The sequence below is a fragment of the Streptomyces gottesmaniae genome (assembly GCF_031845845.1).
GTDB lineage: Bacteria > Actinomycetota > Actinomycetes > Streptomycetales > Streptomycetaceae > Streptomyces > Streptomyces akebiae.
This window is the reverse complement of the sequence record NZ_JAVRFJ010000008.1, coordinates 75,562-97,588: the sequence shown is the minus strand read 5'-3', so window position 1 is coordinate 97,588 and position 22,027 is coordinate 75,562. Positions and strand designations below refer to the sequence as shown.

Annotated in this window: 19 protein-coding genes; 7 read left to right on the top strand and 12 right to left on the bottom strand. The window is 72.4% G+C overall.

Annotated elements, in window-relative coordinates; translation table 11 throughout:
* Positions 1 to 190: 190 nt before the first annotated feature.
* Positions 191 to 1,516: an extracellular catalytic domain type 1 short-chain-length polyhydroxyalkanoate depolymerase gene (locus tag RM704_RS11700; RefSeq protein ID WP_033527531.1), complete on the bottom strand. Its 1,326-nt coding sequence runs from the start codon at positions 1,514 to 1,516 to the stop codon at positions 191 to 193.
* A gap of 365 nt (positions 1,517 to 1,881) precedes the next feature.
* On the opposite strand from RM704_RS11700, the gene RM704_RS11695 reads away from it, so the two are divergent.
* Together RM704_RS11695 and RM704_RS11690 are read left to right on the top strand one after the other, a co-directional pair.
* Positions 1,882 to 2,859 (top strand): pectate lyase family protein, encoded by a 978-nt coding sequence (locus RM704_RS11695; protein WP_033527530.1) that lies wholly within the window; start codon positions 1,882 to 1,884, stop codon positions 2,857 to 2,859.
* A gap of 47 nt (positions 2,860 to 2,906) precedes the next feature.
* Positions 2,907 to 3,689: a pectate lyase gene (locus RM704_RS11690; RefSeq protein WP_033527529.1), complete on the top strand. Its 783-nt coding sequence runs from the start codon at positions 2,907 to 2,909 to the stop codon at positions 3,687 to 3,689.
* A gap of 123 nt (positions 3,690 to 3,812) precedes the next feature.
* Here RM704_RS11690 and RM704_RS11685 read toward each other — a convergent pair whose 3' ends face one another.
* A complete protein-coding gene (locus RM704_RS11685) occupies positions 3,813 to 4,394 on the bottom strand; it encodes an Rv1733c family protein (RefSeq protein ID WP_033527528.1) in 582 nt (193 codons plus the stop codon).
* Between the two features lie 237 nt (positions 4,395 to 4,631).
* Here RM704_RS11685 and RM704_RS11680 point away from each other — a divergent pair, with 237 nt between their 5' ends.
* Positions 4,632 to 5,717, top strand: coding sequence for a WD40/YVTN/BNR-like repeat-containing protein (locus tag RM704_RS11680; protein ID WP_052146040.1), 1,086 nt, complete (start codon positions 4,632 to 4,634; stop codon positions 5,715 to 5,717).
* Between the two features lie 204 nt (positions 5,718 to 5,921).
* On the opposite strand, the gene RM704_RS11675 is transcribed toward RM704_RS11680, so the two are convergent.
* The 5 genes from RM704_RS11675 to RM704_RS11655 form a co-directional block, all read right to left on the bottom strand.
* A complete protein-coding gene (locus tag RM704_RS11675; protein WP_033527526.1) occupies positions 5,922 to 6,935 on the bottom strand; it encodes an RNA polymerase subunit sigma-70 in 1,014 nt (337 codons plus the stop codon).
* A 245-nt stretch (positions 6,936 to 7,180) separates the two neighbouring features.
* Positions 7,181 to 7,390 carry a DUF6243 family protein gene (locus RM704_RS11670; protein ID WP_033527525.1) on the bottom strand — a complete coding sequence of 70 codons (210 nt, stop codon included), beginning with the start codon at positions 7,388 to 7,390 and terminating at the stop codon, positions 7,181 to 7,183.
* Between the two features lie 412 nt (positions 7,391 to 7,802).
* A complete protein-coding gene (locus tag RM704_RS11665) occupies positions 7,803 to 8,825 on the bottom strand; it encodes a zinc-dependent alcohol dehydrogenase family protein (protein WP_202808133.1) in 1,023 nt (340 codons plus the stop codon).
* Positions 8,826 to 8,904: 79 nt separating this feature from the next.
* Positions 8,905 to 9,078, bottom strand: a complete 174-nt coding sequence (locus RM704_RS11660) for an alpha/beta hydrolase family protein (RefSeq protein WP_311590517.1) — start codon at positions 9,076 to 9,078, stop codon at positions 8,905 to 8,907.
* A 602-nt stretch (positions 9,079 to 9,680) separates the two neighbouring features.
* Positions 9,681 to 10,358, bottom strand: coding sequence for a uracil-DNA glycosylase (locus RM704_RS11655; protein ID WP_033527524.1), 678 nt, complete (start codon positions 10,356 to 10,358; stop codon positions 9,681 to 9,683).
* A gap of 315 nt (positions 10,359 to 10,673) precedes the next feature.
* On the opposite strand from RM704_RS11655, the gene RM704_RS11650 reads away from it, so the two are divergent.
* Together RM704_RS11650 and RM704_RS11645 are read left to right on the top strand one after the other, a co-directional pair.
* Positions 10,674 to 11,678: an N-acetylglucosamine kinase gene (locus tag RM704_RS11650; RefSeq protein ID WP_052146039.1), complete on the top strand. Its 1,005-nt coding sequence runs from the start codon at positions 10,674 to 10,676 to the stop codon at positions 11,676 to 11,678.
* Between the two features lie 193 nt (positions 11,679 to 11,871).
* Entirely contained in the window at positions 11,872 to 12,795 is a 924-nt protein-coding gene (locus RM704_RS11645; RefSeq protein ID WP_107072296.1) for a sirohydrochlorin chelatase, read from the top strand.
* Between the two features lie 160 nt (positions 12,796 to 12,955).
* On the opposite strand, the gene RM704_RS11640 is transcribed toward RM704_RS11645, so the two are convergent.
* Positions 12,956 to 14,032: a lactonase family protein gene (locus RM704_RS11640; protein ID WP_438828910.1), complete on the bottom strand. Its 1,077-nt coding sequence runs from the start codon at positions 14,030 to 14,032 to the stop codon at positions 12,956 to 12,958.
* A gap of 323 nt (positions 14,033 to 14,355) precedes the next feature.
* On the bottom strand, positions 14,356 to 15,846 hold the full coding sequence (locus tag RM704_RS11635; protein WP_078937583.1) for an FUSC family protein: 1,491 nt from the start codon (positions 15,844 to 15,846) through the stop codon (positions 14,356 to 14,358).
* 378 nt (positions 15,847 to 16,224) lie between these two features.
* On the opposite strand from RM704_RS11635, the gene RM704_RS11630 reads away from it, so the two are divergent.
* Positions 16,225 to 16,713 carry an Lrp/AsnC family transcriptional regulator gene (locus RM704_RS11630; protein WP_033532677.1) on the top strand — a complete coding sequence of 163 codons (489 nt, stop codon included), beginning with the start codon at positions 16,225 to 16,227 and terminating at the stop codon, positions 16,711 to 16,713.
* 20 nt (positions 16,714 to 16,733) lie between these two features.
* Positions 16,734 to 17,444, top strand: coding sequence for an HAD family hydrolase (locus RM704_RS11625; RefSeq protein WP_033532678.1), 711 nt, complete (start codon positions 16,734 to 16,736; stop codon positions 17,442 to 17,444).
* 133 nt (positions 17,445 to 17,577) lie between these two features.
* Here the strand turns inward: RM704_RS11625 and RM704_RS11620 are convergent, their stop codons facing one another.
* The 3 genes from RM704_RS11620 to RM704_RS11610 form a co-directional block, all read right to left on the bottom strand.
* On the bottom strand, positions 17,578 to 20,202 hold the full coding sequence (locus tag RM704_RS11620) for a DUF8696 domain-containing protein (RefSeq protein WP_033532679.1): 2,625 nt from the start codon (positions 20,200 to 20,202) through the stop codon (positions 17,578 to 17,580).
* Between the two features lie 86 nt (positions 20,203 to 20,288).
* A complete protein-coding gene (locus tag RM704_RS11615; RefSeq protein WP_033532680.1) occupies positions 20,289 to 20,828 on the bottom strand; it encodes a hypothetical protein in 540 nt (179 codons plus the stop codon).
* Positions 20,829 to 20,977: 149 nt separating this feature from the next.
* Positions 20,978 to 22,000: an HtaA domain-containing protein gene (locus tag RM704_RS11610; protein WP_078937584.1), complete on the bottom strand. Its 1,023-nt coding sequence runs from the start codon at positions 21,998 to 22,000 to the stop codon at positions 20,978 to 20,980.
* Between the last annotated feature and the right edge of the window lie 27 nt (positions 22,001 to 22,027).

The window sequence follows — 22,027 nt, the reverse complement described above, 5'->3', positions numbered from 1 at the left end:
GCGGGTCGGCGGGTCGGCGGGTCGACCAAGCCGTCCGGGTGAGGAGTAGGGGGGCAAGGCATCGGGCCGGCCGACCCTCGTGGGCGGGGGCGGTACGGAGCGAGACGTCAGGCCGACGGGCCCGCCGGGGCCGGGCGGCACGGCGTCGCGGTCCTGCCGCGTCCCGCGCCACCAGCCCCGGCGGCACACGTCAACCGGTCGTGCACGCCGTCCCGTTGAGCGTGAACGCCGAGGGTGCAGCGCTGTTGCCGGTGTGGTCGGCCTGGTACCCGATGCCGACGCTCGCGCCGGGTGCGATCGCGGCGTTGTACGAGGCGTTGGTCGCGGTCACGGCACCGCTCGCCGGGCTGTACGTCGCGCCCCAGCCGTTGGTGACGGTCTGTCCGGAGGGCAGGGTGAAGCCCAGCTTCCAGCCGTTGACCGCCGTCGTACCGGTGTTGGTGACGGTCACCGATGCGGTCAGCCCGGTGCTCCAGGCGTTGGTGGTGACGGTCACCTTGCAGGGGCCGGCCGGCGGCTGGGGCGCTGGGCCGGAGCCGTTGAGGCCGAAGAAGGTGAGGACGCGTTCGCCCATGCCCCACGCGTAGAGGTTGTGGCCGGTGCCCTGGAGGCTGATGGCCTCGACGGGGGCGCGGTCACCGGTGCCGCCGTAGCGGGTGCGGGTCCAGTTGGACTGGGGCGAGTCGGTGGCGGCCGGTGTCTGGCTGACACCGTGCACATTGGTCCACTGCTTGATCTCCTCGCCGAAGTTGGGGTAGCGCAGCACGTCGTCCGTGGTGCCGTGCCAGACCTGCATGCGCGGCCGGGGTCCGGTGTAGCCGGGGTAGGCGCCGCGGACGAGGTCGCCCCACGCCTGCGGGGTACGCACGACGGTGCCGTTGGCGCAGTCGCTGTTCCACTCGGAGCCGTTGGTGGTGGCGAAGCAGGCGAAGGGAACGCCCGCGAAGGCGGCGCCGGCGGCGAACACGTCGGGGTAGTCGCCGAGGAGGACGTTGGTCATCATCGCGCCGGAGGAGATACCGGTGGCGAAGATCCGGTCGGTGTCGGCGTCGTAGGTGCGGACGGTCCAGTCGACCATGGACTTGATGCCCACCGGGTCACTGCCGCCACCACGCGTCAGGGCCTGGGGAGAGGCGACGTCGAAGCACTTGCTGCTCCGGGTGACGGACGGGTACACGACGATGAACCCGTAGCGGTCCGCCAGCGAGGCGTACTCCGTGCCGCTGTACATCGCCGGTCCCGAGCCGGTGCAGTAGTGCACGGCGACGACGATCGCGGGGTTCGCGGTGACGCTGTCCGGTACGTACAGGTACATCTGGAGGTTGCTGGGGTTCGTACCGAAGCCGGTGATCTCGGTGAGCGCCGCCCGGGGAGCGGCCTCCGCCTCGGAGTTCGCCGCGGCGGCCGCGGGCGCGGGGAGAAGCGCGGCCGCGAGCAGCGCCACGAGCGCTCCCAGCAGCGCGACGAGCGCCGGGCGCCGCGGTCCGCGCGGGCGGTCGTGGGGGGTGAGGGTCACGTCGTTGTGCCTTCCTGTGACGGGGGCGGGTGCGACGGAAGGGGAACCGGTTCAGGACGGCGGAAGGGCATCGTGACATGGACATGGAGTGCACGGAAGCGCTCCCACCCGTCGAAAGAATTCGCTCGTGGCGACCCGCCCGGACCACCGGGCCCACTCGTCGCGCATGGCCGACCGCCCCCACCAGGGCCGACCCAATGTCTTTTGCGCAAAGCGTTGACTAGAAAGCGCTTGCCCCCTACGTTCCGTTCAGCGATGTGAACCGGCGCCGGAGTCGAGCTTCCCCACTCGCTCACGGCGATCAGCACGGTGAACTTCATTCACGTACATGGCCCGCCCGCTCTCCCCTGAAGGGACGCACCCGCATGCGTACCGTCCCCCCACGTACACAGGCGCAAAGATCTGCCCTGGTGGCGGCCGTGGCCGCCCTGATGACGGCCGCCACGCTCGCCGTGCCGCAATCGGCGGGCGCGGCGGAGACCTCGCCGATCGGTTACGGCGCCGGGACCACCGGCGGCGGCAGCGCCTCCGCGGTCACGGTCTCCACGCTCGCCGCCTTCCAGAGCGCCGTCACCGGGAACGCCGCCAAGGTCGTCCGCGTGAACGGCCTGATCTCGCTGAGCGGTCAGGTCGACATCGGCTCCAACACCACGGTGCTGGGAGTGGGTTCGTCGTCCGGGTTCACCGGCGGCGGCCTGCGGATCAAGGAAGAGACCAATGTCGTCGTCCGCAACCTGAACATCAGCAAGCCGGTCGCGCCCGCCGACGGGATCACCGTCCAGGAATCCACGAAGGTGTGGATCGACCACAACTCCTTCTCGGCGGACCGCACCCACGACAAGGACCACTACGACGGCCTGCTGGACATCAACCACGGCTCGGACAACGTGACGGTGTCCTGGAACACGTTCAAGGAACACTTCAAGGGCTCGCTCGTCGGCCACAGCGACAACAACGCCTCCGAGGACACCGGCCACCTGAAGGTGACGTACCACCACAACCACTTCAGCAACGTGTACTCGCGCATCCCCAGCCTGCGCTTCGGCACCGGGCACTTCTACAACAACTACGTGGACGGCGCGGAGACCGCCTGCCACTCGCGCATGGGCGCCCAGATGCTCGTGGAGAACAACGTCTTCCGGAACACCGGAGTCGCGGTCACCACGAACCGCAGCAGTGACGTGGACGGCTACGCGAATCTGCGCGGCAACGACCTCGGTGGGGCCGCCACCGAGATCTCCCGGGTGGGGAGCTTCACCACCCCGCCCTACGGCTACACCCCCCAGCCCGCCTCCTCCGTCGTCGCGTCGGTGACGTCGGGAGCGGGCGCCGGGAAACTCTGAGCACCCCTCAACCCCCCATCCGCTCGGACAACAGAAGGATTCGGGACATGACTTCTGCAACACGTCCGCGTGCCCGCACGCGCGCGCTGACCGGCACGTTCGCCGCGTTCAGCCTCTCGTTTGGCATGATCATGACTAGTGGGGCCACTCCGGCGAACGCCGCGACCTGGCCGTCCGCCAACGGCAGTCAGCCGGTGTCCTCCACCATCTCGGTGTCCGGCACCCGGGACGGCGGCATGGTGCGCTACTACGGCAGCGGCGCGCTGGCCGGCGACGGCCAGGAGGAGGGCCAGGACCCGATCTTCAAGCTCGCGGCCGGCGCGACGCTGAAGAACGTCATCATCGGCGCGCCCGGCGCCGACGGCATCCACTGCGAGGGCAACTGCACCCTGCAGAACGTCTGGTGGGAGGACGTCGGCGAGGACGCGGCGACCTTCCGCGGCGGCTCCACGTACACGGTGACCGGCGGCGGCGCCAAGAAGGCGGCCGACAAGGTCTTCCAGCACAACGGGCCCGGCACCGTGAACATCTCCAACTTCGCGGTCAGCGACTTCAAGACGCTGTACCGCTCCTGCGGCGACTGCTCCACGCAGTACACCCGCAAGGTGAACCTCAGCAACATCGAGGTGACGGGGACGGGCACCACCGCGCGCCTGGTCGGCATCAACGTCAACCGGGGTGACGTGGCGACCCTGCGGGGCATCACGATCCTCAACGACAGCGGCCGCAAGGTGATCCCGTGCCAGAAGTACAACAACACCACCGCCGTCGGTACGGGCCCCGACAGCACCAACTGCAAGTACGCCACCTCGGACATCACCTACCGGTGACACCGCTCGTCACCCGCAGGTGAGTCCCCCGGCGGCCGGACGGAGCCTCCCCCCACGGGCCTCGTCCGGCCGTCGGCCGCGCCGCGCGGGGCGATCACCGTCACGTTCACGCCCCGCCCGGCCTCACCAGATCTTGCGCTCCCAGAGCGGGCCGATCCGCGCCCACTCCTCGTCCCACTGGTCCATCCGCCGCCGTTCCATACGACCGCGCACGAGTCGGCCGCCGACGAAGGGCACGGCCGCCACGAACAGACCCGCGAGACCGCCCACGAGCGCGGCGCGCAACCGGGCCTGGGACTCGCTGGCGGGTTCGGTGACCAGCAGGCCCTCGGCGTCCGTCCAGACGGTGACCCGCGCTCCCATCAGGGCGGCGGGATCGACCCTGGCCCGGCCCTCGTGCTCGGAGCCGTCCGACGCGGTCCAGCGGACCTTCGCCCACACGTTCTCCGTGGCCGTACCGCTCCGGCTGGCGGGCTCGGGCGCGTCCTGCGTGAGAACCGCGTCGACCGGGCGCCACTCGGCGCGCTGCCGGGCGAGGCCGGACTCCACGGAGTGGGCGGCCATGAGGCCCGCGGCCACCCCGCCGAACAGCGTCAGCGTCCAGGCGATCAGCACGACCCAGGACTCCAGCCGGTCGGCGCGCCTTCTGAGCGGGTTGCGCCGCCACCGCCACAGCCACACCTTCGGACCACGGAATGCCACCATCTGGGGCACCCTCCCTCGCACACGCAGGACTGCCGGACCGCTCTCCCATACGGCGGGGTTCCCCGCCCTGCTCATGCGATGTGGGTCACCCTCGCCCGGCCCGATCGGCTCCCGGTCCGCCCCTCCGCCGCTGCCACACCCGCTGACCTGCGGCGGAGCTGCTCTGAGGGGTGACTGTCAGTGGTGGGGTGCAGACTGGCCGGTGACTGGGACGACGATGTCCGGGAGGTGGCCGGGATGGCTGAGGTACTGCTCACGGTGGGCACACGCAAGGGCCTTTTCATCGGGCGGCGGCGGGGAGGCGCCTGGGAGTTCGACGAGACGCCGTACTTCAACGCGCAGGCGATCTACGCGGTCGCCATCGACACCCGTTCGGACACCCCCCGGCTGCTGGTCGGCGGCGACAGCGCCCACTGGGGGCCCTCCGTCTTCCACTCGGACGATCTCGGCCGCACCTGGACCGAACCCACGCGGCCCGCGGTCAAGTTCCCCAAGGACACCGGGGCCTCGCTGGAGCGGGTGTGGCAGCTGCACCCGTCGGCCGCCGAACCGGACGTCGTGTACGCGGGCACGGAACCGGCCGCGCTGTACCGCTCCGAGGACCGGGGCGAGACCTTCGAGCTGGTACGGCCGCTGTGGGAGCACCCGACACGCGACCGGTGGGCCCCCGGGGGCGGCGGCGAGGGACTGCACACGATTCTCACCGACCGGCGCGATCCGCGCGCGATGACCGTGGCCGTCTCCGCCGCCGGGGTCTTCCGCACCGAGGACGGCGGGGCCAGTTGGTCGCCGTCCAACTCCGGTGTCTCGGCGGTGTTCCTGCCGGACCCCGACCCCGAGTTCGGCCAGTGCGTGCACAAGGTGAGCCGGGACGCGACGAACCCCGACCGGCTGTACCTCCAGAACCACTGGGGCGTGTACCGCAGCGACGACGCTGGGGCGCACTGGGAGGACATCGGGGCGGGACTGCCCTCCACGTTCGGTTTCGCCGCGGTCGCCCATCCCCACCGCGGGGACACCGCCTATGTCTTCCCGATCAACGCCGACGCGGACCGTGTTCCGGCCGACCACCGCTGCCGGGTCTTCCGCACGGCGGACGCGGGCAAGAGCTGGGAGCCGCTGACGGCGGGGCTGCCGACGGCGGACCACTACGGCACGGTGCTGCGCGACGCGATGTGCACGGACGACGCGGACCCGGCAGGCGTGTACTTCGGCAACCGCAACGGCGAGGTGTACGCGTCGGCCGACGACGGCGACAGCTGGCGGCAGCTGTTGTCCCATCTGCCGGACGTGCTGTGCGTGCGCGCGGCGGTCGTCGGCTGAGCGGACGGGAAGGGGCGCCGTCGCCGCCACCGCCACCGCCACCGCCACCGCCGTTCACGAGTGGTCCCTGCCGTCCGCCAAGTCACCTTGCGGACGGCAGAGTTCGCCACCGTGATCCTCGAAGGGCGACTCGCCTGCACGCTTGCGCTGCTCCGCTGCGGCGGCTGCTCGGCTGCTCGCGCGGCGTGAGCGTTCGCGCCGGGACTACTCCGTGCCGTCGGCCGGCAGGCGCTCCGGCAGCCCGAGTCGGGGGAACCGGTCGTCGTGGAAGGTGATGATCTCGGTGATGGCCCCGCCGGTGACGCGCAGGACGTCGATCGTCAACGGCAGGTACGCACCCTCCTGCTCCCGCCATTGGTAGAAGGCGACGGCGGGCTGCCGGTTGACGGCGGTGGGCACGGTGCGCAGGCCCGTCATGCCCTCGAAGCCGCTCACGACCCAGTCGTTCACCACCGCGTCGCGGCCGACGTACTGGCCCGGCGTGGGTGGCATCGAGCAGCGGACGTCGTCCCGCAACAGCGTGGTGAGCGCGGCGATGTCCGTGGCCACGCTGGCCTCGGTGAAGCGGCGCACCAGCTCGCGCGTCCCGGCGTCCTCCTCGCCGCCGGTCCAGTCCTGCCGCTCGGCGGGCAGATGCTCCCGCATGCCCGCGCGGGCCCGCTGCAGCGCGCTGTTCACGGAGTTGACAGAGTCCCCGAGCAGCTCCGCGACGTCCTTCGCCGGCCAGCCGACCACGTCCCGCAGGATCAGCACGGCCCGCTGGCGCGGCGCGAGGTGCTGGACCGCGACCAGATACGCCAGCTCGATCGTCTCCCGCGCGACGGCGAGGCTCTCCGGCTCGTCCGCGTCGCCCATGGGCAGCTCGTCGAGCAGCCGGTCCGGGTAGGGCTGCAGCCACAGCACCTCGCCGCCGGTCGCGGGCTCCGGGCGGCACTTGGCTAGCAGGTCCAGGCACGCGTTGGTGGCGATCCGGTACAGCCAGGCCCGGAACGTCGACCGCCCCTCGAAGGTCTCCCGCCGCCGCCAGGCACGGAGGAACGTCTCCTGCACGGTGTCCTCGGCGTCCTCGAACGATCCGAGCATCCGGTAGCAGTGCACGTGCAGCTCCCGCCGGTAGCGCTCGGCCAGCCCCGAGAACTCCGGCTCGTCGACCTCGCTCAGACCGCTCCCGCCCAGACTGCTCAAACCCAGCTCCTCCAGCCGCGTGTCCGCACTCATCACGTCATCCTTCCGCCTCGTCGTGTCCCGTCGTATGTGTGACGGGTGCCGGCGCGAAAACTCATCACTGGCGGTGGGCGGGCGGTGGGGGCGATCAGGTCGACGAGGCGGTTCGGCGACCGGGGTACACGGGGATCGAGGCGGCATGGGGCAGCGATCAGGCCCCCGGTACGACAGCAGAGCCCGGACCACGCCTCGTGGTCCGGGCTCTGCCCCGTGCGGTGCCGCCCCGCGGCGGCGGTGCGTCAGCGCTGTGCGGCGTCGTCGCTCGTCTGCGCGGCGGCCTCGGCTGTGCCTGCCTTCTCGCGCATCTTGCGCACCAGCTCCGCCTTCTGGTCGGCGGCACTCTGGCGGTCGAGGTTGCGGTACGGGCCGTTGTTCTGCCGTTCGGCGCGGGACAGCTTCTTGCGCTTGCCGCCGCCCATGCCCACGGGGTTGTTGATGTTCTTGCTCATGGGTTCTCCCGGAGTGAGGTGAAGTGATCTACGGATTCATCGGTGGGGGACGGGCGCGGCGACGTCGGAGGACGTCAGCAGGGGCCCGTCACGCTCTCACTCGTAAATCGGCGTCTGGAAGAACATGACCATGACGTTACCCGGTTCCGTCGGCCCCGCCTACCAAGTTTTTCGCCGTCCCGGCGTCTCGGGGACGGCTGGGCCCTGTGCAGAGCCGCCGAACGCTGCCAGATCTCGCCGACCCACCGCCCGCGGAGATCGGCGTGAACCAGTCGGCCCGCGAACCTCACGACCTTCCCTGCCACCAGGGGCCGTTTCCCGAGGGCTGCCTGACTTCTGGCCGCTGCGGCGGCTCGACACCGACGGCTCCCCGCCCCCTGAGGGACGGAGCGGGGAGCACGGGCGGAGGCGGTCAGAGGGTGAGGAGGACCTTGGTGGCGCGTCGTTCGTCCATCGCCTTGTAGCCCTCCGGGGCCTGCTCCAGCGGCAGAGTGAGGTCGAAGACCTTGCCCGGGTCGATCTCGCGGTCCCAGATGAGCTGGATCAGGTGGGGCAGGAATCGGCGTACGGGGGCGGGTCCGCCGAGGGTGTGGATGCCGGCGAAGAACAGCTCGATGCCGGGAATCTGCACGTCGTAGTTCACGCCCACGTAGCCCAGGTGCCCGCCGCCGCGGGTGGCGCCGACGGCCTGCATGAACGATTCCTGGGTGCCGACCGCCTCGACGACCGAGTGCGCGCCGAGTCCGCCGGTGAGTTCCTTGATCTTCGCGACGCCCTCTTCGCCGCGCTCCTCGACGATGTCGGTGGCGCCGTAGTAGCGGGCCAGTTTCTGCCGCTCGGGGTGGCGGGACATGGCGATGATCCGCTCGGCGCCCAGCTGTTTCGCCGCGAGGACGGCCATCAGGCCGACGGCGCCGTCGCCGACCACCGCGACGGTCTTGCCGGGGCCGGCCTCGGCGGCGACAGCGGCGTACCACCCGGTGCCCAGCACGTCGGAGGCGGCGAGGAGGTGGGGGATCAGCTCCGGGTCGGGCTGTCCGGGGGTGGCGACCAGGGTGCCGTCGGCCAGCGGGATACGGGCCTTCTCGGCCTGGGTGCCGATCCCCGCGTGAACGAATTCGGCGTGCACGCACTTGGACTGGAAGCCGGCCCGGCAGATCTCGCAGGTGTTGTCGGAGATGACGAAGGATCCGACGACGAAGTCCCCTGGCTTGACGGTCTTCACCGCGGAGCCGACCTCCTCGACCACGCCCACGTACTCATGCCCCATGAGCGTGTGGTCGGCGGGCTCGATGCCTCGATACGGCCACAGGTCGGAGCCGCAGATGCAGGTCGCCGTCAGCTTCACGATCGCGTCGGTCGGCTCGATGATCTTCGGGTCGTCACGGTCCTCCACTCGGACATCCCCGGCGGCGTGCATGATGACTCCACGCATGTCTGCGTCTCCTTGCTTCTCGTTCCATGTGCTTCTTGTTCCGTGTGCTTCATGCTTCTTGTTCCGTGGGGATGGGGGCTCAGACGAGGTTCTTGGTGAAGAACTCGTCGAGCTTGTCGAACGGAATCAGTTCCTTGCGGTGGTACAGATCGACGTGGTCCGCCGCCGGAGCGATCAGGAGGCCGATGGTGTAGGGCGCCATCGCCCGAACGTCCTCGGAGTAGTAGCGGGAGTGCGCGTCGGCTACGGCCACCAACAGGGTGGGGTGGGGCGCGGGTCCGCGTCCTCGGGGAGGGTCTGGGGAAGTACTCGGTCGACAGGGGCCGGAGTGCTGTCCGCATCGAAGGGGGCGATGGAGGCGGACTACGCGAGCTACGGCAGGGCCCTGAGGGAACGGCTTCTTTCCGGGCACTGACCCCCGGGCCCCCACACACCCGAACGCCCCATCGGCGCACACCAACGCGCCCGCGGATCGCAGCTCCCCAGCAGCCATGGTCCGCGGGCCACGGGTGCGCCCAGATCACGACGACACGCGGCACCTCTCAGGCGGTCGTGGAGATCGACGAGCGCCCGCAGCCAGGACACGCGGCCCGCCCTGTCCAACGGCTTCGGCCCCGACCTGCCCACCGAGGACAGCGGCACCGAAGGCACTGGAGTCGCCCTGAACGCCCTCACCCACCTCACCGACCTGACCTGGCGCGACCCCATCGCGGGAACCCCCTGGCACAAACACGTCCCCGCCCGTATCCAGTCCCTTCCCGCCTGACGAAGACCCGCTCCTCACGGCGGCGCCAGCACCCCCTGCACGATGATGACCCTGACCGCCACGGACGACCCGGCCTCGCCCACCGTGCCCTACGGCAACCGCCAGTCCACCGGCTGGGCGCCCTGCCGCAGCAGCAGGTCGTTGGCCCGGCTGAACGGCCGTGAACCGAAGAAACCCCGGTCGGCCGACATCGGGGACGGGTGCGCGGACTCGATGGCCGGCAGCTCCCCCAGCAACGGCCGCAGATTGCGCGCGTCACGGCCCCAGAGGATCGACACCAGCGGCTTCCCCCGACCGGCCAGCGCCCTGATCGCCTGCTCCGTGACCTCCTCCCACCCCTTGCCGCGATGCGCCGCCGGCTTGCGCGGGGCCGTGGTGAGGGCCCTGTTGAGCAGCAGGACGCCCTGGTGGGTCCACGGCGTCAGATCACCGTTGGACGGCCTGGGCAACCCGAGGTCGGAGTGCATCTCGCGGTAGATGTTCTCCAGACTGCCCGGCAGCGAACGCACCTCAGGCGAGACCGCGAAGCTCAGCCCGATCGCCATGCCCGGCGTGGGGTAGGGATCCTGACCGACGATCAGGACGCGGACATCGTCGAAGGGCTGCTGGAAGGCCCGCAGGACGTTCGCCCCGGACGGCAGATACGTCCGGCCCGCCGCTATCTCGGCCCGCAGGAAGTCCCCCATTCCGGCGATACGTTCGGCCACCGGCTCAAGGGCCTTCGCCCAGCCCGCTTCCACAAGTTCATGCAAAGGTCGTGGTGCCACGGCGCGTCACTCTACTGGCACACACAGACACCCCGCATACCGCAGGGAAGGCCCGCCCACCGGCCGTCCCGCGAGCGCTACCCTTCCTCCTCGTCGAGATCCTCGAACCGGTCGAGCACCACGCTCCACCGGTCACCGGTCACCGGTCACCGGGAAGGACAGGAAGGAGTGGGGCTTGTTCCCTCGCGTGCTCACGCCGCTCCGCCACGGTCAGCACCCTCGGCCCGCCCTTCGTGACGCCCGTGATCCCCGCCCGCTCCTCGGCGACCTCGCGCTGGTCCGCCTGGGCGGGGCTCCCGTGGACCGGCGTCTGCCATGACCGACGGCCCCGCGACCTCCCGGCCCTCGGAGGCCCAGGCACCCGTCGTGCTCGCCGTGGACTCCGGTGGGTCGGGGCTCCGGGCGGTACTGGCCAGGGGCACCGAGATGCTCGGAGAGCCGGTGGTGTCCGAGGAGGCGGTGCGCACCGGTGCGCGCGGTGTCGACGCCGGCCATCTGCTGGAGCTGCTGTCGCCGATGGCGCGGCGGTTGTTCGCCGACGCCGGGGGCGCGCGTCCGGCGGCGGTGGCCGTCGGAGCCGCCGGGTTCGCGTCGCTCGGCGAGCAGCTGCGCGCCGAGCTGCCGTCCGCGCTGGCGCGTGAGTGGGGGGTGCGCCGGGTCGCGCTGGTGGCCGACGCGGTCGCCGCGTACACCGGTGCCCTCGGGGCGCGGCCGGGTGCGGTGATCGCCGCCGGTACGGGACTGATCGCGATCGGCACGGATCTGACCGCCTGGCGTCGGGCCGACGGCTGGGGCCATCTCCTCGGGGACTGCGGCGGCGGTGCGTGGATCGGGCGGGCCGGGCTGGAGGCGGCGATGCGGGCGTACGACGGGCGCGGCGGTGGTTCGGCCCGGCTGCTGGCGCGCGCGGAGGGGGTGTTCGGCCCACCCGCCGGGATCCCCGGACGGATCTACCCGAGGGCCGACCGCCCGGCGGTCCTCGCGTCGTTCGCGCCCGAGGTGGCCGCCTGTGCCGGGGACGACCCGGTGGCGGCAGGCATCCTGCGGGAGGCGGCGCGGCACATGGCCGACGCGGCGGCCGCCGTCTGCCCGGCCTCGGGCGGGCCGCGAGTGGCCCTGACCGGCGGCCTGTTCAAGCTGGGCGCCCCTCTCCTCGCCCCCCTGGAGGCGGAGTTGGCGAAGCGGCTGCCGCACGCGCCGCCGGTGCCGGCGGAGGGGGATCCGCTCGTCGGCGCGGTGCGTATCGCCGCCGCGTTGGCGGTCGGCGGGCTCGCCCTGCCGTACGACGAGCGGATGTTGTACGTGGTGGCCGAAAAGTAGTATCTGAAACCGGGATCAAACCAGCCTGTCGGACAAGCGTCATCGTGGTCACCCAAGTGCACCACTCAGCAGAGTAATGCGGTATCGATCGGTCCTGATCGGCACGTAACTCATCAGACAAATCAGGACGGATACCGCTCACCTGCACCCTCCCCGAACAGGGGAGCCCAAGAAGCCAGTAACATGCGGCGCCATGAGTTCCCCCACTGGGCCCGCGTCCGGCCTGCCTGTACGAATGCCGCGACCCCGCCAGCCCGGGCGGCACCGCCGCCCCGAGCCGCTGGCGGCTCCCGAGGGCGCGCCCGCGCTCGTCCTCGCGGTGCCGGGCACGCCCAGCGCCGCCACGCGCAGCCTCGCCGAGGAGGTCGTGAGCATCGCGCGCTCCGAGCTGCCCGGCCTCGACGCCCGTATCGGGTACGTCGACGGTGGGGCCGACGAGTTCCCCACGCTGCAGTCGGTGCTCACCCACGCCGCCGAGGAGCGCACCGCCCGTTACGAGCGGGCGCGCGCCGCCGGTCTGGACGTCAAGGAGCCGGACGGCCCCGTCGCCGTCGTCGTGCCCCTGCTGGCCGGTCCGGACAGCGCCACGCTCCGCCAGGTGCGCCAGGCCGTCATGGAGAGCCGTATCGCGGCCGAGCTGACCGACGTCCTCGGCCCGCACCCGCTGCTCGCCGAGGCGCTGCACGTGCGCCTGTCCGAGGCGGGACTGGCACGTGCCGACCGGGCCCGGCTGTTCACCGTCGCCACCGCCGCGGACGGCATCGTCCTCGCCACCGTGGGCGGCGAGGAGGCCGTGCAGGCCGCCGGGATCACGGGCATGCTGCTGGCCGCGCGGCTCGCGGTGCCGGTGATGGCCGCCGCCCTCGACCAGGAGGGCTCGATCACCTCCGTGGCCGAGCAACTGCGCTCCTCGGGCTCCCAGCAGCTGGCGCTCGCGCCGTACCTGATAGGGCCGGAGATCGACGCCGGTCTGATCGAGGCGGCCGCGGCGGAGGCGGGCTGTTCCGCCGCCGAGGCGCTCGGTCCCTACCCGGCGATCGGCAAGCTGGCGCTCGGCAAGTACACGACGGCGCTCGGTATCGCGCCGCAGCAGCCCCAGGGCATGCCGGTCCGCTGATTCCGGCACCGACCCGGACCCGCGACCCGTACGGCCGAGGGGCCCCCCCGCCCGCCGGTGCGGGCCCCCGGCCCGGCCGCGGGCCCGCTCCTCTCCCCGGCGCGGGCCCTCGGCCGTACGCGTGCGGCGTCGCGCCGCGCCTCGTCACCGGTGGGCGGCCTCAGTCGTCCAGGACGACGCAGGAGGCCGCGGGCACCTCGATCGAGCCGCCCCGTACCGGCAGGCCGGTGTGCGCGTCGACCGTGAACCAGGTGACGTCGCCGGAGCGTTCGTTGGCCACGTACAGCGTGCCCGCCGCGTAGGTGAGGGCGCGGGGCCAGTGGCCGCCGCAGGGCACGGTCGTGACCAGGCGCAGCCCGTCGCCCTCGACGGCGAGCACGGAGAGCACGTCCGTGCCACGGGTGGCCGTCCAGACGAAGCGGCCGTCCGGGGACACGACGAGGCCCGAGGGGTACGCGTCGCCCTCCGGGTGATCCGCGAGCACCGAGGTCTCCCGCAACGGCTCCAGCGGGCCGTCAGGGGCGTTCCAGCGGCAGACGGTGATCGTGGGGGTCAGTTCGTTCAGCACATAGACGTACGCTCCGTCCGGCCCGCCGGGATGGAAGGCGAGGTGGCGCGGCCCCGAGCCCGGCCGCAGCGCCGTCTCGTGGTGCGCGACGGGGACGCCGTCCTCCACCGCGCACACCCGCACCGTGTCGGTTCCGAGGTCGACGTCGAGGAACCGTCGGCCGGACGGATCGGGCACCACCTGGTGGGCGTGCGGTTCCCGTCGGTCGCGGGGGTCGGTCCCGGACCCGCTGTGCCGGAGGGTCCCGGACGCCGGGGCCGCGAGGGTGCCGTCGGGGCGCAGCGGGACGGCGGTGACGCTGCCGGCGCCGTAGTCGGCGGTCAGGACGTGACCGGCGAACGTGGCGAGGTGGGTGGGTCCGTCGCCGACCGCCACCGGTGGCCCGGTCAACTCGGGCTTGTCGCCCGTCACCCGATAGGCGGCCACCGCTCCCTCGGGCCGCTCGCTGACCGCGTACAGCGTGCGCCGGTCCGGTGAGAGGGCCAGGTAGCTCGGATCGGGGACGTCGTCCGCGCCCGACAGGACGGTGAGCGCGCCGCTCTTCTCGTCGACGTCGGCGACGAGGACACCGGGTCCCCCCGCCGAGGTGAACGACCCGATGTACGCACGTCGTGGTCGCGGCCCGTCCACCGTGCCCCTGTCCGGCGTGCCCCTGTCCGCCGTGTCCACTTCCACTGCCACTGCCCGCCCCTCCCGTTCGCCCGTGTGCGGGCGAACCCTAGCAGCAGGTCTAGACCAGAGCCCCTGCCGGTGTGGCGCGGGAGCGGCCGTGCGCGCCCCGGGATCACCTTCGGCTCCGCCGTGCGCGACGCCCGGGACGCACGGTGGGGGCGTGCGACGGGCGGGCGCGAGCGGGCGGGCGGCGAGCGGGCGAGCGGGCGAGCGGGCGAGCGGGCGAGCGGGCGAGCGGGCGAGCGGGCGAGCGGGCGAGCGGGCGAGCGGGCGAGCGGGCGAGCGGGCGAGCGGGCGAGCGGGAACGGGGCGGGGGCGGACTAGGGAGCGGCCGGACGGGAGCCCGGAGCCGCCCCGAGCGGCATGGCCAGCTCCGACAGCGCCCTCTCCAGGTTGTGCAGATGCCCGAGGGCGGCCCCGGCCTCCCTGGAGGAGACCGGCTCCGGTCCGTCGACGGCCGCGCGTCCACCGGGGGTGGTCAGCGCCTCCACCGCGGCCTTCACCCGCCAGCAGGCGGCGATCAGGGCTGCCTCGCGGGAACCGGCCGGGTCCGCGGTGGCGGAGACCAGGGCGCGCACCTCGCTCACGCAGTCGTCGAGGAGACGGAGGGCCGCGTGGGCGCGGGCCTTGCGCGCGCGGAAGGGGTTCAGGGGGTGGACCAGCGGCGCGAGCGCCATCCGCGCCCGGCCGAACAGCAGTTCAAGCTCGGCGGCGTGGGGAGCCGGGTCGGCCCCGGGGACGCCCTCCAGCCTCGCGGCGGTGGCGGTCGCGGCGGCGTGCACACAGTGCAGGGCCCGCTGGATCCAGGCGTCGTTGGTCGCGTGCGTCGTGACCGGCAGGACGAGGACCACGGCCAGCACGGCGCACACCGCGCCCACCCCCGTCTCGACGAGTCGGAGCGCCAGCAGACCGGGGTCCAGCACACCGAGCAGGCCGTAGAGGAGGCTGACCATCACGGTGACCGCCAGCATCATCCAGGAGTACGAGACCGCCGCCGTGTAGAAGATCCCGAAGACGCAGACCGCGACGAGCGCGGCCGACGGCGCGGGCGCGCCGGCCAGCGGGACGGCGACGAGCAGGCCGACGGCGACGCCGATCACGGTTCCGAGGAAGCGGCGGAAGCCCCGGACCAGGGTCTCGCCGCGGGACGTGGTGTTGACGAAGATCCACCAGGCGGTGCCGACGGCCCAGTACCAGCGGTCCTCGGAGAAGGCCTGGCCGACGAGCAGGGCGAGGCAGCAGGCGACCGCGGCCTGGAACGCCTGCCGGGTGCTGGGCCGCGCCAGCCCCTCCCCGGGCGGACCGGCGGGGACCGCGACGGGCGGGAGGCCGCGCTCGACGGGCCACAGGAGGAACCGCACCACGCCCGCGACCAGCAGCGCGAGAGTCATGGCGGCGTACAGTCCGGGCAGGTCCGCGGGGACCGTGTGGAGGAACTGCGTGACGAAGTAGCTCATGAACGCGAAGATCCCGAGCGCCTGGCCGCGCGGCCCCCAGCGGCGGGCGTAGACACCGCAGAAGACGGTGGCCACGAACGCGGCGTCACGGGCGGCGGTGACGTCGTGCAGAACGGCGGCCAGGGCCAGGACGGGGAAGCCGGCCGCCGGCAGGAGGGCGGTGGTGATCCGCTGCGCGGGCACGTTCGCGTCGGTGACGGTGAACAGGGCGAGGAGGGCCGCCAGGCCTCCGGTGATCGACGCGGGGAGCGAGAGGCCGCACAGTTCGGACGCGGTCACGGCGGCGCCCACACCGATGACGGCGCGGAGTGCGTTCCGCAGCCGCAGGAGCCCCGGATCGGGAGCCGTGAACATCCTCTTCATGACGGTGTGCCGCCCCCTTGCCGTGGTGCCCGCCCCGTCCGCGGCGGGCCGGGGTCTCCGGCGGGCAGCGGGCACGGCGAAGGCGCCGCGCTCCGGATCCGGCCTCGTCGCCGCTCCGGCACCGCACGGCGCCCTGAGTTACGTGGATACGGCAGAGGTACCATCCCGTGCTCTTCTGGCTCAACAGCCTCCTTCAGGGCTGAGCCATTGGCACAGTCAGACAAGGGAGGCGTCCGCGCCCGTTGGGCCAACGGATCAGCGGACTCGGGCGACCGTTTCGCGGATGAGGTGGCCCCGTCGGGGTACCGTTCACTGGGCCATCGGTACAGTTTTCATGATCACAGAATCACCCCGGGAGGCTGACGGGCCATGGCTGTGGACGAGCTCGACACCCGCATCCTGCGGCTGCTGCTGGAGCAGCCGCGCACCAGTGTGCGGGAGTACGCCCGCGTCCTCGGCATCGCCCGGGGCACGCTCCAGGCCCGTCTCGACCGGTTGGAGCGGGACGGCGTGATCACCGGCACGGGTCCGTCGCTCTCCCCCGCCGCGCTCGGTCACCCGGTGCTGGCCTTCGTGCACATCGAGGTCACCCAGGGACATCTGGACGACGTGGGCGACGCGCTGGCGGCCGTCCCGGAGATCGTCGAGGCGTTCTCGATCACGGGTGGCGGCGATCTCCTGACCAGGGTCGTGGCGCGGGACAACGCGCATCTGGAGGACGTCATTCAGGCGCTGATCAGCCTGCCGGGTGTGGTGCGCACCCGTACGGAGGTGGCACTGCGGGAGCGGGTGCCGTACCGGCTGGCGCCGTTGGTGGAGTCGATCGGCTCGGCGGCGGGCCGACTGGCCCGTAACTGAGCGATGACATCCTGGCGTTCATGAGCACTACCCGTCACACCACCCGAAGCACCTCGGTCATCTTCGATCTCGACGGAACACTCGTGGACAGCGAACCGAACTACTACGAGGCGAGCGTGCGGATCCTCGCCGAGCACGGGGTCACCGGCTTCACCTGGGCGGACCACGAGCGGTACGTCGGCATCAGCATCCAGGAGACGGTCGCGGACTGGAAGCAGCGATACGACCTCGCCGCGCCGGTCGAGGCGATCGTCGCCGCCAAGAACCACCACTATCTGGAGCTGGCCCGCACTGGTACCCGGGTCTACCCGGAGATGCGGACGTTCGTGGAACTGCTCGCGGCGGACGGCATACCCATGGCCGTGGCCTCGGGCTCCTCGCGCGAGGCGATCGAGGTGATCCTCGGCGCGACGGGGCTCGACCGCCGTCTGCGGACCGTCGTGTCGGCGGAGGAAGTCGAGCACGGCAAGCCGGCGCCCGACGTGTTCCTGGAGGCGGCCCGCCGACTGGGCGCCGCGCCGGGCGACTGTGTCGTCCTGGAGGACGCGGCGCCGGGGGCCGCGGCCGCGCACGCGGCCGGGATGCGGTGCGTCGCGGTGCCGTATCTCGCCGACCAGGCCGACGACCCGGCGTTCGGGACGGCGGGGCTGCTGGTGCGGGGCGGGCAGGGGGAGTTCACGGCGCGGGAGGCGTACGACTGGGTCGTGGGCTCGGGCTCAGACACGGCGTGAGGACGTCGGACGCGGGCTGAGCGGGAACCGGCAGAGCGGGAACGGGCAGAGCGGGAACGGGCAGAGCGGGAACGGGCAGAGCCCGGGCCGCCGAGAGGTCGGCGACCCGGGCTCCGGTGTCGGCCCGGGTGGCTCAGGCGGTCGTGCCGTGGCCCGTCCGGCGGGCCCGTCGGTGCAGGATCCAGCCCGTCACGGTGAGCGCGGCGGCCGAGGCGGCCGCGCCGAGGACGGTCAGCCCGGTGGAGGCGAGGCTCCCGCCGCCTCCGCTGGTCGTGGTGCCGCCCGTGCTGCCTGAGGCGCCGGTCGTGCCGGTGCCGCCGGACGACGAACCCCCGCTGGAGCCACCGCCGTTGGAGGTGCCACCGTCGGTGTCCCCGCCGCCGTCGTCGGTGTCCACCGGGTCCTGGCCGACGAAGGCGACCGGGACCTTGACGTCCTGCGAGCGGTCGCCGGACAGGGTGTGGTCGGCCCGGGTGGCGAGGACGCACCGGGCCTCGAAGCAGTCGGTGTACTCGTCCTTGGCGTCGATCGTCAGCTCGACCTCGAACGCGCCGCCGTCCTCGTACGGGGTGGCCAACTCCTCGCCGTAGTCGGGCGGGTCGGAGGAGATCCACGCGGAGGAGTGCGACGCGCCCGTCATGTCGACGCCGCCGATGCACGGGGAGGGCAGTTCGCCTTCGCCGTTGTCGACGCAGAGAGCGACGTAGATGCCCTTCTTCTCGTCGTAGCCGGAGCCGGTGACCTTCAGGGTCTGGTTCTCGGTGGCGAGGCCGTTCACCGGGGTGACAGTGAGCTTCTGGCCGTCGGAACCGGTGACCGTCTTCGTGCCGGAGGGCTTCTCGTCCCCGCCGTTCCCGCCGTTGTCGCCGCCGCCGGTGGTGTCGTCGGACTCCGCGACGGTGAGGGTGAAGGCGGAGGTGCGGGTCGTGCCCACGGTGTTCTTGAACACAGCACGGTACTGGTAACCGTCGTGCGCCGCCTTCGCCTTGAAGGTGTACGTGTTCCTCGTCGCGCCCTCGACCGCGGACCAGGTCTGGGCGCCGTCGGTGCTGACCTCCCACTGCACGGTGGGTTCGGGGGTGCCCTCGGCCGCCGCGACGAACGAGACCTCGTCGCCCGGTGCCACGGTCCGGTCGGTCGGCGACTGCGTGACCTTGGGCGACATCCGGCGGTCGAGCTTGGTGATCTCGCCCTCGGTGGGGCTGCTGACGTAGACGGTGGTGCCGCCGGGGGCCACGGCGACGGAGGCGGCGCCGTTCTGGGAGTCGTTGCCGTCCAGCTTCGTCCGGGTCGCGGCCTCGGCGTAGGTGGCGGTGTCGTAGACGCCCAGGTTGCTGACGCCGTCGCTGCCGTCGCCGAGGGTGCCGTCGTCCTGCCAGACGACGAAGGCCCGGCCGGTGGCGGTGTCGAAGGCGATGTCGGTGGCCTCGTCCGGCCCCTCGATCGCCTTCAGGAACCTGCCGTCCTTGTCGTGGACGAGAACGGAGTCTCCACTGCCCACCCAGACATTGCCGGTGGCCGGGTCGGCCTCGACGAACTCGACGCTCGTGGCGGCCAGTTCGGCCGAGGCGGTGACGGTGAAGGAGCGGGTGTCGACACGTCGCAGGGTGCCGCCGGCTGAGCCCACGGACCAGGCCGCGTCGCGCGCCTCGTCGACGCCGAGCAGGGAACCGCCCTCCAGGATGAGGGTGCGGTTCGCCAGGGGGACGGCGGTGGCGATGTCCACCTCGGAGAGCTGGGCACCCTGGGCGACCAGGACGGTGGAGTCCTTGGTGCCGGGGCCGATCCCGGTGATGTTGGCGCCCGCGATCCACTTGCCCGCGGCCGCCGCGTCACCGGCCTTGGCGGTGCCGATGCCACGCAGCGCGAACTGGAACACGGCGCCGTCGCCGGCGAGCGGGGCGGCGATCCGTACGACGGCGCGCGGGCCGAGCGTGCCGGTCGTGCCCGGGAACTGGGGGGTGTGGCCGAGGCTCTTGCCGTCCGCCGGGTCGAGGGCGTGCAGTCCCCGCTCGTCGACCTCTCCGGAGGCGGCGAAGTTGTCCGAACCCGCGTAGAGCTTCCCCGACTCCGGGTGCAGCAGGAGGTCGTTGACCTTGCCGGCCGCCGGGAAAGCCGCGGACTCGACGTAGTCGACGGTGCCGGCGGGCACGTCCTCGCCCTCGCCGCCGTCACCGCCTCCGGTGTCCTGGCCCTCGAACCGGACGGGCACCCGGACATCCTGGGAGCGGTCGCCCGAGTTGCGGTGGTCGACGCGGGTGACGACGGAACAGACGACCTCGGTGCAGTCGACGCCGTTGTCCTCGGCCTCGATGTCGAGCTCGACGTCGAACGTGCCGCCCTCGCCCCAGGCGATGGCGAGACTGCCCTCGTACGGGTCGCCCTCGGGGACGATCCAGTGGGAGGAACCGCCGGTACCGGTCTCGTCGGCGCCGCCGATGCACGGGGAGGGGATCTTGCCGTCGCCGTTGTCCTTGCACAGGGCGACGTAGACGGCCTTGGCCGTGTCGTAGCCGGAGCCGGTGACCCTCAGCCTCTCGCCGGCGGGATCGAGGTTCGCGGAGGCGGAGACGGTCAGTCTCTGACCGTGCGCCCCCAGACCGGTCTTCGGGGTGTCGGCGGCCTCGGCGGCGGTGGTCACCGTGACGGCGGTGACCGTGGCGGCCGTCAGCGCGAGCGCTCCGAGGAGCGCCGCGGGGCGTCCGAGCCGCGGTCCGGCCCCACGCCAGGGCCGCCGGCCCGTCGTGTCGTCTCTCATGGGTACCTCATTCGTCGGGTGCGCCCCGCACCCGGGGGACGCCGAGGGCCGGGCCCCGTGGCGAAGGGGCCCGGCCTGCTGGGTGGTTACTGGAAGGTGAGGGGGGCGTGGACGTCGTACTTGCGGTCGTTGGTGTCGAAGTGGTCGGCGCGGGTGACCACCGCGCAGGTGACGTCCTCGCCGCAGACGCTGCCATCCTCCAGGGTCGCCTGGACGTAGATGCTCACACTGAAGGTGCCGCCGGTGCCGAACTTGGAACTGTTGGCGAAGAGGCCGCCGAAGGTGTTGTTGATCCAGTGCGAGGCACCGGTGGAGCCGGACTCGTCCTGGCCGCCGAGGCAGGGGGTCGGCTTGTTGGCGCCCTGCGCGCCGTCGACGACACAGAGGCCGACGTAGATGCCCTGGCTCGTGTTGTAGCCGGAGCCGGAGACGGTGATGACCTGGCCCGACGCGGCGGCCGTGTTCGGCGCGGTCAGGGACAGGTTGTAGGTGGTGCTGCCGTCGACGATCGTGCGAGTCGAGGTGGCGGCGGAGGCCGAGGTGGCGAGGCCCAGGGTCAGGGCGGCGGAGGCCGCGACGGCGAGACCGGCGCGGGCGGCGGTGCGGGCGGAGGGAACGACTCTCATCGGGAGAGGACCTTTCTCAAGAACGCGGTTTCGAGAGGGTCTTACTTAGGTAAGGCTTACCTAACCTTGCCCGTGATCTCGTTGTCAACAGAATGCAAAGAACCTGCAACGGGCCTGCGCCCGGCGGGCGTTGCCCCGGTCCGTGCGGCTCAGGAGACCGCCTCGTCGGCAAGTACGGTGAACTCGGCGACGGCCTCACGGCCCCCGGTCACGGAGTACAGCCGCACGGTGTGCACGCCCTCGGTCGCGGTGTCGTACACCGGGAAGTCGCGGGCGACCCGGCCCGACGCGTCGGCCACGGCCTGGTAGCGGGTGTCGTCGTCGATCGCGATCAGCACGACCTCATCCGGCGCGAACCCCTCGCCGGTGACCTGTTGGCCGTCCCCCGCCGCCAGGCTCGTGAGGGCCACGGCCGCGGACGGGGCCTTCTCCGCCTTCCGCTCGGCCCCCGCACCCGCGTCGGAATCGGAATCGACACCGGCACCGGCACCGGGAGGCCCGGTCGGTGTGTCGCTCCGGCCCGGCGGGGACGAGGAGGCGTCGCCGTCGGATTCACCGGGCGACCCGTCCTGCGGATCGGCGGCCCCTGACGCTCCGGTTCCCACGGTCACGTCGAGCGGGGCGAGTTCGTCCCCCGCCGCGTACGGCCGCCCGCTCCACCGGGCGAGCAGTGCGGCACCCTCGGCCGTCAGCGACACCCGCAGGCCGAACCAGGTCGCGCCGCCGCTGCGGACGCTCGGCGCGGTGGCCCCCGTGCCGACCTCGGCCAGCGTCAGATCGCCCCTCTCCCCCGCCCGTTCGGCCCGCACCCGGAGCGTGCCGGTGCCTCCGTCGAGCCGCAGACGCAGCTCATCGAGGGTCAGCGCGCCGGCGCCGGCACCGCCGAGCCGGATCGACCCGTCCAGCGCGACGTCCGCGTCCCCCGCGCCGGGGGTCGCGCTGCCGCCGTCGACCGGGAACCAGGTCCTGCCCCCGGAGCCGCGCACGGCGGGCGACCCGGCCGTCACTGTCGCGTCGGCGCCGGTGGACGCCTCGAACACCGGGCCCCAACTCGCGAATCCGCCGGACACCTCACGCGGGGCCTCGGCCCCGTCCCGTGCCGTCGCCGTGCCCTGACAGAGCAGGGCGAGCAACGCGCCCGCCACCGTCACGGCGGCACCAGGTCTGTTCATCACCTCGAAGTCCTCCCTGGAAGGCCG

Coding starts and splice junctions, on each gene's coding strand:
- RM704_RS11695 (WP_033527530.1), top strand. CDS start 1,882: ATGCGTACCGTCCCCCCACGTACACAGGCGCAAAGATCTGCCCTGGTG.
- RM704_RS11690 (WP_033527529.1), top strand. CDS start 2,907: ATGACTTCTGCAACACGTCCGCGTGCCCGCACGCGCGCGCTGACCGGC.
- RM704_RS11685 (WP_033527528.1), bottom strand. CDS start 4,394: ATGGTGGCATTCCGTGGTCCGAAGGTGTGGCTGTGGCGGTGGCGGCGC.
- RM704_RS11680 (WP_052146040.1), top strand. CDS start 4,632: ATGGCTGAGGTACTGCTCACGGTGGGCACACGCAAGGGCCTTTTCATC.
- RM704_RS11675 (WP_033527526.1), bottom strand. CDS start 6,935: ATGAGTGCGGACACGCGGCTGGAGGAGCTGGGTTTGAGCAGTCTGGGC.
- RM704_RS11670 (WP_033527525.1), bottom strand. CDS start 7,390: ATGAGCAAGAACATCAACAACCCCGTGGGCATGGGCGGCGGCAAGCGC.
- RM704_RS11665 (WP_202808133.1), bottom strand. CDS start 8,825: ATGCGTGGAGTCATCATGCACGCCGCCGGGGATGTCCGAGTGGAGGAC.
- RM704_RS11650 (WP_052146039.1), top strand. CDS start 10,674: ATGACCGACGGCCCCGCGACCTCCCGGCCCTCGGAGGCCCAGGCACCC.
- RM704_RS11645 (WP_107072296.1), top strand. CDS start 11,872: ATGAGTTCCCCCACTGGGCCCGCGTCCGGCCTGCCTGTACGAATGCCG.
- RM704_RS11635 (WP_078937583.1), bottom strand. CDS start 15,846: ATGTTCACGGCTCCCGATCCGGGGCTCCTGCGGCTGCGGAACGCACTC.
- RM704_RS11630 (WP_033532677.1), top strand. CDS start 16,225: ATGGCTGTGGACGAGCTCGACACCCGCATCCTGCGGCTGCTGCTGGAG.
- RM704_RS11625 (WP_033532678.1), top strand. CDS start 16,734: ATGAGCACTACCCGTCACACCACCCGAAGCACCTCGGTCATCTTCGAT.
- RM704_RS11620 (WP_033532679.1), bottom strand. CDS start 20,202: ATGAGAGACGACACGACGGGCCGGCGGCCCTGGCGTGGGGCCGGACCG.
- RM704_RS11615 (WP_033532680.1), bottom strand. CDS start 20,828: ATGAGAGTCGTTCCCTCCGCCCGCACCGCCGCCCGCGCCGGTCTCGCC.
- RM704_RS11610 (WP_078937584.1), bottom strand. CDS start 22,000: ATGAACAGACCTGGTGCCGCCGTGACGGTGGCGGGCGCGTTGCTCGCC.